General features: G+C 40.2%; 9 protein-coding genes. 2 read left to right on the forward strand and 7 right to left on the reverse strand.

Features of this window, described 5'->3' with window-relative positions; genetic code table 11:
* Positions 1 to 2: 2 nt before the first annotated feature.
* From DW173_RS11390 to DW173_RS11420, 7 genes are all read right to left on the reverse strand, one after another.
* Positions 3 to 3,347 carry a SusC/RagA family TonB-linked outer membrane protein gene (locus DW173_RS11390; protein ID WP_004304927.1) on the reverse strand — a complete coding sequence of 1,115 codons (3,345 nt, stop codon included), beginning with the start codon at positions 3,345 to 3,347 and terminating at the stop codon, positions 3 to 5.
* 16 nt (positions 3,348 to 3,363) lie between these two features.
* A complete protein-coding gene (locus tag DW173_RS11395; RefSeq protein WP_120144469.1) occupies positions 3,364 to 4,536 on the reverse strand; it encodes a FecR family protein in 1,173 nt (390 codons plus the stop codon).
* A 33-nt stretch (positions 4,537 to 4,569) separates the two neighbouring features.
* The gene (locus DW173_RS11400; RefSeq protein WP_004304929.1) at positions 4,570 to 5,145 is read right to left on the reverse strand and encodes an RNA polymerase sigma-70 factor; all 576 of its coding nucleotides are present in this window, start codon (positions 5,143 to 5,145) and stop codon (positions 4,570 to 4,572) included.
* Between the two features lie 65 nt (positions 5,146 to 5,210).
* A complete protein-coding gene (locus DW173_RS11405; protein WP_008997863.1) occupies positions 5,211 to 7,541 on the reverse strand; it encodes a hybrid sensor histidine kinase/response regulator in 2,331 nt (776 codons plus the stop codon).
* Positions 7,542 to 7,581: 40 nt separating this feature from the next.
* Entirely contained in the window at positions 7,582 to 8,940 is a 1,359-nt protein-coding gene (locus tag DW173_RS11410) for an MATE family efflux transporter (protein WP_022199757.1), read from the reverse strand.
* Between the two features lie 84 nt (positions 8,941 to 9,024).
* Positions 9,025 to 10,263, reverse strand: a complete 1,239-nt coding sequence (locus DW173_RS11415; protein WP_004299932.1) for a M16 family metallopeptidase — start codon at positions 10,261 to 10,263, stop codon at positions 9,025 to 9,027.
* 5 nt (positions 10,264 to 10,268) lie between these two features.
* Positions 10,269 to 11,108, reverse strand: a complete 840-nt coding sequence (locus DW173_RS11420) for a peptidylprolyl isomerase (protein WP_004304934.1) — start codon at positions 11,106 to 11,108, stop codon at positions 10,269 to 10,271.
* A gap of 87 nt (positions 11,109 to 11,195) precedes the next feature.
* On the opposite strand from DW173_RS11420, the gene DW173_RS11425 reads away from it, so the two are divergent.
* Together DW173_RS11425 and DW173_RS11430 are read left to right on the forward strand one after the other, a co-directional pair.
* Entirely contained in the window at positions 11,196 to 12,569 is a 1,374-nt protein-coding gene (locus tag DW173_RS11425) for a sigma-54-dependent transcriptional regulator (RefSeq protein WP_004304936.1), read from the forward strand.
* A 287-nt stretch (positions 12,570 to 12,856) separates the two neighbouring features.
* Positions 12,857 to 14,341 (forward strand): sulfatase, encoded by a 1,485-nt coding sequence (locus DW173_RS11430; protein WP_199722838.1) that lies wholly within the window; start codon positions 12,857 to 12,859, stop codon positions 14,339 to 14,341.
* Positions 14,342 to 14,388 lie beyond the last annotated feature (47 nt).

Consider the following 14,388-nt stretch of genomic DNA (forward strand, 5'->3'; position numbering starts at 1 on the left):
AATTATAATCCTACATTTAGTGCTATCGAGAAATATCTTTCCATCGGATAACCACTCATACATGTTTTATAAGAATTATGATCCTTTCCCGAATAAGGGGTCCAGACCCATAAATTATCTCCAATTAAAGAAATAGAACAATCTTTTAAGCCAGTCGAATGTAGAATTGTCCGGGGAATTCGATAGGAAAATACTAGATTCTGCAAACGAACCTGAGTTTTGTTATACAAATAACGGGTAGAGTTCATCACCGACTGAGTAGAGACACCCCATATTGGTTTAGGGTTCAGCACTAAATCGCCGGATTTTTGCCAACGATTCAACTGGTCAATAGACTGATTTTCCGTCATTATATTCAACCCATCCGAATTACTTGCCCTACCGAAAGATGTAAATCCGTAGCCTCCTATTGAATAATTGAACATAAAGCGCAAACTAAAATCTTTGTACGTTAAAGTATTTGTCAAGCCACCAGCTAGGACAGGAGTTGAACTCTTATACGGGACACGGTTATCCGTACTGTAAATCCGTGTTATATTCCCTTTTGCATCATACCACAAAGGTGCTCCGTCACGAGGATCAACTCCAGCCCAGCGCACTAAGTTATATGTATGTATGTCATATCCTTCCCTCCAAACCATCTCACCCATATTTTTCTGAATGCCATTATATAGCTCTAAGAGTTTATTACTATTATGTGCTAGATTCAGATCAGTTAACCAACTGAAATCACCATCTTTCTTCGGCCGGAAATTGTGACTAGTTATAGTCACTTCAATCCCTTTATTTAATATTGTTCCTACATTTCTATACACACGAGTATCACCTGTCGTTCGAGAAACATCTAAATTACTCAACAAATTAGTTGTCTTATTATGATACCCTTCAACTTCTATATCCAAACGATCGAACAAGCGTACACGAACACCTATATTTGTCATATAAGTAGTTTCCCAACTCAAACGGCTGTTTGGACACCCCGACATAACACCACCTATTTCTCCTGCATAAGAATAACTTTCCCCATAAGAATATAAGCCAAGAGCTTCCTGAGAACCTAAGCGGGAATTTCCATTTGCCCCATAACTAGCTTTTATTTTCAAAATATTCATCCATGGAATATTGTAAAAACTCTCATTCTGAACATTCCAAGAAACTCCTATAGAACCAAAATTAGCCCAGCGTACATCTGACCCAAATTGTGAATTTCCGTCTCTACGTCCATTTAATGTCACATAATATCGATGATCGTAAGAATAACTAAGCTGCCCTAACATAGAAGCTTTGCGTTTCGTCTTACTAGTATTAGTCCCTTTACGCTCTTTTGCATAAGACACATCTTGAATATGATCATTAATGAAGCCTGACCCTGTAACTCCAAGTGTCACATAGTCCTGTGAACCAGCCTCAATCCCCAATAATCCACTTATATCATGTTTATCAAAAGACTGCTTATAATTAATGCGATGTACAGTAGTCCAGTTCATCATATTTAATGAGTTTCTAGTGGAATAACCTATCGGACCATCAGCGCTCGTCATTCCGGACCAATTAGTACGAGCATAATAAATTTCTTCCTTACCTGACTGATAATCAACACCAAATTGTCCTGTGTAAGATAACCCTGAAAGAATATCATATCTCAACATTAAATTGGCATTCGTATATAAAGTCTTTTGATTATAAATATTCTCTTCCCTTTCCGCTACACTGTTCAAGAAACGGTTCTCCGACCATTTAGGACTTCCATCCGTTTCTTTTCCGGATATAACCTTATTGTAAAGACGAAAAGTTCCATCTTCATTATATGGTTCGAATATCGGTAAGTACTCATAATAATCCCTTCCTGGATTAAACAAATCATTCACATTATAAGAAGTAGCAAGATCAACCGAGACCTTAAACTTTCGAAGAAAAGTAAAATCCAAATTAGAACGAATAGAAAAACGCTGTTGTTTATTCCCTTTCACCGTTGCTGTATTCTCTAAATAAGAAGCTGATAAATAATACGCTGTATTCCGAGCCCCTCCCATTAAAGATAAATTTGTTTGAAAAGTATTAGCGGTATCATAAAACACATCTGTCCAATCTGTATTTGTAAGGCTGTATTTGTTCATTTCATTATCAGTATAGGGAAAGTATTTTAAATCGTTCCCTGCATTTTGATAAGCTTCCTTAGCTAACATTAGATATTGATTGGCATTCAGAACTTTCGGACTAGTACTCTTATCAATCTTTGCAACTCCATATTGAGCCGTTAAATGAATACGCAAGTCACCTTCTTTTCCTTTTTTAGTTGTTATCAATATGACTCCGTTTGCACCATTCGCTCCGTAAATGGAAGTTGCCGTAGCATCCTTCAATACTGTTATTGACTCAATATCATCAGGATTGATAAAAGATAACGGACTGATAGTCGTACTCATTCCAGGAATCAAATTAGTATGTTCACCTGTATAAATAGGAGTCCCATCCACAACCCACAATGGCTCGTTCGAAGCAGATAGAGAAGCATCTCCACGAACCCTTACATTGTAACGTGCACGTGTATTATCCGGTGAATCTGTATTCGGATCAATTTTCACTCCCGGAATCAAGCCATCCAACATTTTATCCACTCGTAAAGCTGGTAATGCTTTTAACTGGTCAGCATTCACTTGAAAAGCACTACCGACTTGGTCTAGCCTCTTTTGTGCTGTACCATACGCTCCTACAACCACGACATCATCAATAGAAATCGCATCCTGAACAAGTTTTACATTAAGTACTCTTCCCTTAACGGGTACTGTTTTCGTTTTCATCCCCACAAATGAAAAAGTTAAAAAAGCCTCTGCCTTACTAGACACTTGAATTGAATAGCGTCCATCCATATCCGTTATCGTAATATTACGAGTATCCTTTTGTTGTATAGTTACACCGACTAATGGTTCACCGGTATCATCCTTTACTTCTCCTGTTACTAAGAATTTATCATCCTGCTGTAGTTCTTCTTTTTTATTAACAGTGATAATATTGCCAGACTTTTTAAAAATAAAACCTGTTCCATTAAACAAACGATTCAAAACATCAAAAACTGATTCCTTTTCTGCCGTAACGGAAATCGGTGTTATAGTCTCCAATAATTCTGTATTATAAACAAAATCCAGTTTGGTCTGTTTTTGGATCTCATTAAACAATGTACTAACAGAAACACCACTCAAATGTAACGTTACCTTATAATTCTCTTGCATATAATCTTCACCAACGAACAAGAACGATTCCTCACTATAATTTTCATGAGAAATGGCATACAGGTAATTAGGGACTAATGTTGTACATAGCAACATTATAATAATTAGAATTCTCATAATCACTTATATATTATTATTTATTCTTCCGATCAATTTTAATACGAAGTCCGGAAATCTTAAAGTCAACATTTACTGTCTCTTCGATAGCATTCAAAATGACAGCTATATCGTCATATCGATATAAACTGCCTGTGAAATGAAGTACTTTCAATGATTTATCTAAGAAATCAACATCTACATTATACCACAATGCAAGTTCTTCCATCAGACTTCCCAGACTCTCATCATAAAAAATAAAACGATTAGAATGCCAAGCGGTATTTAATAACAAATCTTTATTTTCAACTGATAAAAGATCCGTAGAAGCATCCCATATGGCTAGCTGTCCTGGTGATAGTTTATGCAACTTTTGAGATTGAGTATAAATTCCAATGCTACCCTGCACTAAAGCAACTTCAACTTTTCCTTTCACACGAGACTTCACATTAAACGCCGTCCCAAACTGCTGTATCAAAATTCCTTGAGTTTCTACTTTAAATGGATGTAATGAATCTTTCGCTATTTCAAAAAAGGCCTCCCCTTTCAATTCTACAGTTCGTTCATTCATACCTTTAAAACTAACCGGATATTTCAACTCTGATAAAGAATTCAAATGTACCCTTGTTCCATCTGATAAAGTTAATCGAAATTCTCCTCCACGAGGAACAGACAAAGTATTCTGTTGACTTATTTCCACTTTTGATGTTTCTGGGATATGATAAACAATCATCCCATCATACTCTCTTGCAATAGGTGTATCACCTATATAAATCCAATGTTCTTGCCCTGATTTTTTCAATTGTTTAGCACTACCATCTTCTAAAGTCAATATTGCTTTTGACTCTCCAGGAGTTATTCGTGATGCCTCATAGTAAAAATAGAGTCCTCCCCCTACAGAAAATAGCAATATCAGTAGAGCACAAGCAATCTTCAACCAACGACGAGAAAAAAAGCCTATTTTTCTTTGCGTTGATATCCTTCTAGTTCCCTTATGTAAAGAGGTCCATACTTTACGGAAAGCCTCATCCGATTTAGCATCAAAACGATGATATTGACGATAATCCTCAACAGCAGTCTTATCCAAGCTGATTTTCTGAAAAAAACGCAGATGAGATTCATCCTCTTGCAACCATTTTTTTAGAATTTGGTCTTCTTCTTTAGATAAACACCCGACCAAGTATTTAACAATTAGTTTTTCAATCTCCATACTATCTAATTATCATTTGTATTACACAAACGATTATAGATATAAATCGAGGTACAAGAAAAGAATAAAAAATGAGGTATCTGGATATTTTTTTTGCAATTTCTCTTTCAGATTGTTCCGAAGAGTTTTCATTGCACGTTTCTTTTGAGTTTTAACAGTTTCTATTGACAACGATAATTTTTTAGCAATAGCATCATTATCATAACCTTCCAGATGTAACAAGAATATTTCCCGACAACGTTCCGGAAGTAAATCAATCTGTTTAAATAGTAAGCGAAAAACTTCTTCTTTCTGAAAAGAATCATCCGACAAGAAACGATTTGCAGTCAAAGCTTCTTCAATATAACGACTTTCTACATTTTGATGTCGCAAATAATCAAAAGCCGCATTTCTTATCGAAATATAAAGAAATGAACGAAAATTCGCTTGCGAAGGAAATATACGATTTTCTTCCCACAAAGATGCAAATACATCTTGTACGATATCTTCAGCTATATCTTCACGTTTCGTATATTTTTGAGCATAACATACTAATATCCCGTAATAATCACTGAACAATCTTTCAAATATATCTTTCCGATTAATAGAAAAACCAGGCTCACGTATCATTTAGCAAGTTTTAGACAGCAAATATAGAAATAAACGATAGAAAAAAACAATAAATAAACATTAAATCATATTTCAGAATTAAGAATATTCGAACACTCTACACCGTTTACCTCTTTCAGGATTTTCTGAATTTCTTGAAGAATGCTCTCAACCTTTTCATTTATTTCCGTAGAAAAGTCCTCCCCACGCCTTGCCTCCAACCAACTCAGTAGAATTACAGCATTCCCAGCTCCAATCAATGTAAAAAGAGGAAGAAGTTTGTGAGCTATTGCAGCTATTTCATCCACCTCCTTAGCATTTAATGCCTGCACCATCCGGTCAGCACTCTTTTGTGTTTCCTCTATAAATGTTTGGATAATGGAATGTGTAGCTTCAGGATCATCCTCCGAAAAAGAAGTGAGGGCATTTACATTTAGTTGCATATCTTCTGTTATATGCGCTTCATCGGCCGAAAGTTGACCTTCATTTACTGTTAGCAACAATTCCTTTACTGTAAACGGTTTATGCAAACAACCGGCAAAACCATGTTCATGTAAAGCGGCTTTATCCATTTCACTACGGGCAGTCACAGCAATAACAGGGATTGTTTTTGCTTGTGGTATATTAGAAGCCCGTAATAGTTTTACCAGATCAAACCCGTTAATGGCAGGCATTTGTATATCTGTCAGCAATACATCGAAGACGGAAGAGCGAAGTTGTTCAATCAGCTGTTCCAGCTGTTCACAGCACACTGCATCAATACCATGCTGTTTCAACATGGCGGCAGTCAGATTCAGCTGAATCTTATCGTCATCAATCAAAAGCACACGAATGACTTTCATGGGAGGAATGGCAGCCGACTGTTTGGGAGCGTATGGACTTTCATTCTCCGAAGATTCACTTTCCGGAGATTCGCTCTCTGCAAGGAATTTACCTACCGGATAAAGAGGTAAAGTTACAGTAAAACAGCTCCCTTTTCCTAATGTGCTTTGCACGTCAATGGTTCCTTCAAGCAAAGTTACCAATTTCTTCACAATAGAGAGTCCGAGTCCGAAACCTTCTTCCCCCTGCGCACCGGAAAGACGTGTAAATTCTTGGAAGATACGTTCACGATCTTCTGATGCCATTCCTTTTCCTGTATCGGCAATGGCGATGGTTAACTTAGAAGAATCATAACTGGCTGTCAGGCTAATTTCTCCTTTTTGAGTAAACTTTACGGCATTGGACAAAAGGTTGTTCACAATTTGCCGGAGTCGCAAAGGATCACTGATATATCTTCCATTCAGTTCCGGGACGACGTGACATTGCAAGGCTAAACCTTTGGCAGCGGTCAAAGGTTCGAAACTGACATAAATTTCGTCGAATAGCTGGGAAGGGTTAAAGGTTACGCGATTCACTTCCGCTTTATTGAGATCAAGCCGGTGGAAATCAAGCAAGTCACTGACTAACTTCAATAAATGTTCTGAAGAACTTTTCATATTGTCGAGGTAGAATCGTTGCCGTTCATCTTCTGTCAATCGGGACAGGAGTTCGGTATATCCCATAATTGAGCCTAACGGAGCTTTAAAATCATGGGTAATGGCAAGCATTAATTTTTCACGGGCGATCAGCAAATCTTCCGCCCGTTTATTCGCCACCTCCAATTGCTGGCGGTAACGGTTGCTACGGGAAATATCCCGCATAATCAATATCAGGAAAAAAGCCGATAATAGTACGGCACCAACCGCGATACCGCCGATGATACGTGCCGACCGCATCCTCACTTCCTGCTGAAGTTCGGCATCCTGACGGGCACGCAAGGTCATTTCTTCCTCATACTGTTTAATCAAGCTATCCATCCGTGCCGTCAACTGCGTATTCATCCGCTGGTACTTTGTACTGGTACGTCGGATTGTTTTCCTCCGTTGCAACCGTTTTTCTTCGGTAGCCATGCGGATTTTCTGCTGAAGAGAATCTTTAGAAGTGGTCGGTTGGAGAATGGTATCAGTGGCTACTTCCAACGATGTATTTACTAATACGGCACTGTCTTGTTTAGAAGGGGAAAACACTTCGGCGAGTCGTTTGAAGAATCCCTTCTTTTTAGGAGTAGTGATTAACGAGTCACGTTTGGTGATGACCCGATGTTGTACCCGTTGCTGGGTAATCACAGAATCCTGTTCGGATATGATTTCTTCGATTTCCGAAGCAGAGAGAAGGCTGTCGTTTGCCTCACTTAGCACCCGCAACATCTGAATCGTGTTTTGATCTTTCTCATGGAGAAGGGTCAATAAACTGTCTGTTCTTAAATTCTGTTGATCGTCGGCGGCCGACAATGCTTCCATCTCACGATGTACAAACACCAGCGAGAAAAGGAGGATCGCCAGCAACAAAGTGTAACCGGCGGTTATTTTCAACTTTGTAAAACGGAAGGAAGCCATTGGGGTTAAGTATTAAGTTTTAATTATCAAGTATTTAGCATCAGGTTTTGGGGTGAGGTTCGGGGAGTTTCGTCATGTGATGAAAACGCCACCAAAGCATCAATCCTGCGCTCGTCAAACCAAAAGGAAATGCCATCCAGACACCTACTACTCCCCATCCCATGACAAAGCCGCAGAAATAACCTACAGGAAGAGAAATAATGAAATAGGCGACAAAGGCGATAATCATCATTAGTTTTACATCTGAAATTCCACGCAAAGCATTGGCGAAAGTAATCTGCAGTCCGTCGCCAAACTGGTAAACGAGGAAAGGGAAGATTAGAGAGGTCACCATAGCAGCCACTTCCTGACTGTCGGTAAACCAGCCTCCCAAGTAATTCCGGCAAAGGAAGACAATCAAAGAAAGCACAACGCCCAATGTCATCATCAGATGAAAACCTGCATAGGCAGAACGACGTACATTAATGATATCATTCTGACCTTTGAAGTTACTGACACGAACAGCCACAGCAGCACCCATACCGTAATACATCATAAATGTAAACTGCGAAATAGCCAGCATAACCTGATGAGAAGCCAGAGCGATAGTACCCAGCCAACCGATCATGATCGCACTTAGACTAAAGGAGGCTGTCTCCATTCCCATTTGAAAAGCAACCGGCCATCCGAGACCATTCAAATGCCCAAATACAGCTCGTGACCATCCCAAACGGAAAAAGCCAATCTTATAGCGGACAAAACGCGGACTACGCATAAAGATGATGATAAATATAATCACCATCACGATACGCGAGAACAGCGTGCTGACACCTGCTCCCAACAGACCTAACTCGGGCAATCCGAGCTTTCCATAAATCAGGATATAGTTTCCTATGATATTCAAGACATTTCCACCAAGCAATATCCACATAGCGGTTTTTGTATCCGTAATTCCGTCTGTAAACTGCTTGAATCCATTGAAAAGCATGACAAACACTAGTGAAGCGAGCAAAACAAGGTAATACGGTTTAATCAGGGGAATCAATTCTTCCGGCTGTCCGAGACGTTCTATATTTAGATAAAGAACAGTCATACAGACAGTCAGCAGCAATGCAACCATCAGGTTTGCCAGCAAACTGTTGCGTAAAGCCTGTCCCGCAGGGGCATACTGGCGGGTTCCATACAAACCTCCCACAATGGGAGTCAGCCCATACGAAAAACCCGTACTGAAAATAATCGCCAGATTGAACACATTATTGACGAAGGAAGCTGCTCCCAGCTCAATCGTACTATGATGCCCGATCATTAACGTATCCGCAAATCCAAGAACGATTACTCCTATTTGACCGATCACAATCGGCAGTCCGAGAAAAATTAGTGCTTTATAATGCTCTTTATATGTACTATAAATATGTCTCATTTACTTTTCCGTTACCTAAACGTATCTCCATTTTCAGGCAAAGGGACTTTCCCCTTTCACTGATAGATTATAAAAAGGGAGAATTTAATTTTGTTGTTTCTTATAATATAGTATTACTCCGTTCTCCTTACGGAAAGCAGATTGAGCTACCGCCCGCAATTGTTCAGCCGTGACAGACCGATAACGATCGACCTCTTTTTCCATGTCCTCCGCCCGGCCAAGCAATTCGTACCAAGCCAGGTTGGTTGCCACATTCAAATAATTGATGTTGCCGAATATCTGGGTGGACTCAAATTTGTTCTTCACTTTTTCCAGTTCCTGTTCGTCAACCAATTCTTGCTGCAACAGTTCCAGTTCTTCCCGCACTGCCGCTTCCGCCTGTTCCAGGGTGACACCTGCCGAAGGTTTACCACTAATATGGAATAACCCCGCATCTACACTGCCGGAAATATAAGCATCTATACTCGAAAATAATTGTTTCTGTTGTACCAAACGCTGGTTCAACCGGCTGGAACGTCCGTTGCTCAACACATCCGACAAAATATCAAATGCATAATAATCCGGATGGCAATGGGCAGGCATGTGGTATGCCATAAATAAAGAATCGAGAGGAACATTTCTCTCTACCGTCAGCCGCCGTTCTTCCGTCTGTTCCTGTTCTTGTGGCAGGTTCCGTTGAGGAACTTCCCGACGAGGAATAGAGCCGAACCATTTTTCTGTCAAAGCAACCGCCTCTTCGAAAGAGATATTACCGGTCACAGCTAATATGGCATTATTAGGAGCATAAAAACGGAAAAAGAATGCCTTCACTTCTTCCAGCGTAGCATTGGCAATATGCGACAACTCTTTTCCGATAGTAGGCCATTGATAAGGATGCGTCTGATAAGCCAGAGGACGCAAAAGATGTCCGATATCCCCATAAGGCTGATTCAAACATCGCTGTTTGAATTCTTCCATTACTACTCCCCGCTGTACCTCCAGACTCCGTTCGCTAAAATCAAGACTCAACATCCGGTCGGATTCCAACCAAAAGCCGGTTTCTACATTCTGACGAGGTACAGTGAGGTAGTAATTGGTTATATCATTATTCGTCCAGGCATTATTCTCTCCACCCGCCAATTGAAGCGGCATATCATAATCGGGAATATTCACCGACCCTCCGAACATCAGGTGTTCGAACAAATGGGCAAAACCGGTATGTTCGGGATCTTCGTCGCGAGCTCCCACATTATATAATATATTAAGGGCAACCATCTGCGTACTTTCGTCCTGCGAATGTACCAGACGTAACCCATTATCAAGAATATGCCTGTTGATTTTCATATATTTCAGTCAAGTATTGTCACCTTTGTTATTTTTACATCTTCTTCGGGACGATCGCTACGGTCGGTTTTCACCTGCTGGATTTTATCCACAATATCCAGACCTTTCACTACTTCACCGAACACAGTATATTCGCCATCCAGATGCGGAGTTCCTCCCACCGTTGTATAGGCTTCAATCTGTTCCGGAGTGAAATGAAATTCCGGTTGTTTAGCTGCCATTTCCTGTGCCTCTGCAAACAACTTTTCCTGCAAATCATAAAGACCATTTTCGTCATTTGCTTTTCGCATCTTATAAATTTCCTTCATGTGTTTCTGTGCCAGCGTATTGAAAATAACATTAATCTTATTCTCATTCATCTGGCTTTCCATACCCAGCAAGGTAGAGTCATTGAACACCTTACCTGTCACGATATAGAACTGACAACCGGAAGATTCTTTCTTCGGGTTCACATTATCTCCCTGACGGGCAGCGGACAGGGCACCTTTCTTATGGAAATATTTAGGATATACAAATTCAGCGGGAACAGTATAACCTACATCTCCCGTACCCAGCATTTTTCCTTTCGGTGCATTCTTTGAGTCCGGGTCACCAGCCTGAATCATAAAATCTTTGATAACACGATGAAACAGTGTGCCTTCATAAACACCGTCCTTCACCAGTTTGATAAAATTATCACGATGTTTCGGTGTCTCATTATATAGTTTCACCTCGATATCTCCTACAGTTGTCTCAATCTTTACCAACGTTTCTTTATCCATGTCTCCTCCTTTTTTTGTTCCGGTTTTGCAGGCAGTAAGTCCGCAAAACGATATGGTTAATATTATCAATAGAATCTTTTTCATAACACTTTTATTTAATTTAAGTTTGCAAATATACCACTTTCGCCTAAATCCTCTTACCTTTGTGACTTAAAAGAATCAAAACCTGACATGATGAGCTCCATATTGATCGTTGAAGATGATATCACTTTTGGAATGATGCTAAAAACCTGGCTAGGCAAAAAGGGCTTTGAAGTATCATCAGTGAGTAATATTGCCCGCGCCCGAAAACATATCGAAAGCCAAAACGTCGATCTGATTTTATCAGACCTGCGACTACCCGACCACGAAGGTATCGATCTGCTGAAATGGATGAATGAACAAGGCATGGACATTCCTTTAATCATCATGACTGGCTATGCGGATATACAATCCGCCGTACAGGCAATGAAACTGGGAGCACGTGATTATATAGCCAAACCGGTAAATCCGGAAGAATTACTGAAGAAAATTTCTGAATGTCTGCAGTCTGAAAAGAGTCCTGCTACTCATAACGTTGCTAAATCTTCTTCTAAAAAAGGTGCTTCTACTTCATCTAAAGATTCAACAGAAAATCATCGTGCTTATCTGGAAGGAGAAAGTGATGCAGCCAAACAACTCTACAATTATGTAGGTCTGGTAGCTCCGACCAATATGTCCGTACTTATCAACGGTTCCAGCGGAACAGGAAAAGAGTATGTGGCGCACCGTATTCATCAACTTAGCAAACGAAACGATAAACCGTTTATTGCCGTAGATTGTGGTTCTATCCCCAAAGAACTGGCTGCTTCCGAATTTTTCGGTCATGTGAAAGGTTCGTTTACAGGTGCTCTGACAGATAAAACGGGGGCTTTCGTTGCAGCCAACGGTGGTACTATCTTTCTGGATGAGATCGGAAACCTTAGTTATGAAGTGCAGATACAACTGCTTCGTGCCTTGCAAGAGAGAAAAATACGTCCGGTAGGTTCTACACAGGAGATATCGGTAGATATTCGTCTGGTATCTGCCACCAATGAGAATCTGGAACAAGCCATTGAAAAAGGTACTTTCCGTGAAGACCTTTATCATCGTATCAATGAATTTACCCTCCGTATGCCCGATCTGAAAGAACGGAAAGAAGATATTCTGCTCTTTGCCAATTTCTTCCTCGATCAGGCAAACAAGGAACTGGATAAACACCTGATTGGTTTCGATGCAAAAGCATCGCAAGCTTTAATGAATTATCATTGGCCGGGAAATTTGCGCCAAATGAAGAACATCGTCAAAAGAGCAACTTTATTGGCACAAAGCAGTTTCATTACTTTATTGGAATTGGGGACCGAGCTTTTAGAAACTCCTGCATCCAGCAATACGAGCATTGCATTACGCAATGAAGAGACTGAAAAAGAGCATATTTTGGAGGCGCTACGCCAAACAGGAAACAATAAGAGTAAAGCAGCACAATTACTGAATATTGATCGAAAGACTTTATATAATAAATTGAAATTATACAATATTGATTTGTAACAAGTTACATTCTTGCATTTTCTCAAGTGTTCTCATGCCTATGAGAAAATTTTCTCAATGCAATGAGAAAAAATTCTCACTACTATGAGTATTTATTCTCATCACGGTGAGAAATGATTCCTTTTTGTAGTGCTCGAACTTATCTTTAACCGAATCTATCGCATTACCAGATATTATTAATTTTAATGCATATTCCATAGAATAAAATGACCCCCATGAATTAAAAAACATTATTACCCCTTGCATTTGTGCCACTCGCTGCAACCAATCTGCAAGCACAAAGCAATATGCAAATAGAACACGCGGACAAACGTCCGAATATCATTCTCTTTATGGTAGACGATATGGGATGGCAGGATACTTCACTCCCATTCTGGACACAGAAAACACACTATAACGAATTGTACGAGACTCCCAATATGGAGCGGTTAGCCAAACAGGGAATGATGTTTACTCAAGCGTATGCCAACAGTATCAGTTCTCCTACCCGGTGCAGCCTCATCACCGGAACAAACGCCGCACGTCACCGAGTAACTAACTGGACGCTGCAAAAGAATACAATGACAGACCGTAAAGATAGCATTCTGGCAGTCCCTGACTGGAATTACAATGGAGTAAGTCAAGTGTCCGGCACTAATCATACTTTCGTAGGAACCTCCTTCGTGCAACTGCTAAAGAACAGCGGTTATCATACTATACATTGTGGAAAAGCCCATTTCGGAGCGATAGATACTCCAGGGGAAGATCCGCATCATTGGGGATTCGAGGTAAATATTGCCGGACATGCGGCCGGTGGACTTGCCAGTTACCTGGGAGAAGAGAACTACGGACATACCAAAGATGGGAAAGCGGTATCACTGATGTCTGTTCCCGGATTAGAGAAATATTGGGGAACGGAAACCTTTGTAACTGAAGCATTGACGTTGGAAGCCATTAAAGCACTGGATAAAGCGAAAAAGTATAATCAGCCTTTCTATTTGTATATGTCGCAATATGCCATCCACATTCCTTTGAACAAAGATATGCGCTTCTATGAGAAGTACAAGAAAAAAGGAATGACAGACCATGAAGCTGCTTATGCCACACTGATTGAAGGAATGGATAAAAGTTTAGGTGATTTAATGAACTGGCTGGAAAAGAATGGAGAAGCCAACAACACTATTATCATTTTTATGAGTGATAACGGAGGACTTGCATCCGAATCCGGATGGCGTGACGGCAAGCTGCATACACAGAATTATCCATTGAACAGTGGTAAAGGTTCTACTTATGAAGGCGGTATCCGCGAACCGATGATTATCAGCTGGCCGGGAGTAGTAGCTCCGGGAAGCAAATGCAACAACTACTTGTTGATAGAAGACTTCTACCCTACTATTCTTGAAATGGCAGGTGTCAAGAACTACCAGACAGTTCAACCGATAGACGGTATCAGTTTCATCCCTCTGCTGAAACAGACAGGCAACCCAGCTAAGGGTCGGAGTCTTTTCTGGAATATGCCTAACAACTGGGGAAATGACGGTCCCGGAATCAACTTTAATTGTGCCGTTCGAAACGGTGACTGGAAATTGATTTATTACTATGGAACAGGAAAGAAAGAGTTATTCAACATACCTGATGATATAGGAGAAAGCAACGACCTTAGTGCACAGCATCCGGACATCGTGAAGAAACTTTCTAAAGAGCTGGGCAACTTTCTAAGAAAAGTAGATGCACAACGACCGACTTTCAAAGCGACAGGTAAACCTTGTCCCTGGCCGGATGAAATTAAGTAAATAGATTACCTAAATAAAAGAACTGTGGCGGGGGGGGGGGGGGGAGA

Origin of the sequence: Bacteroides sp. AM16-13 (assembly GCF_003602705.1) — a bacterium.
Lineage (GTDB): Bacteria > Bacteroidota > Bacteroidia > Bacteroidales > Bacteroidaceae > Bacteroides > Bacteroides xylanisolvens.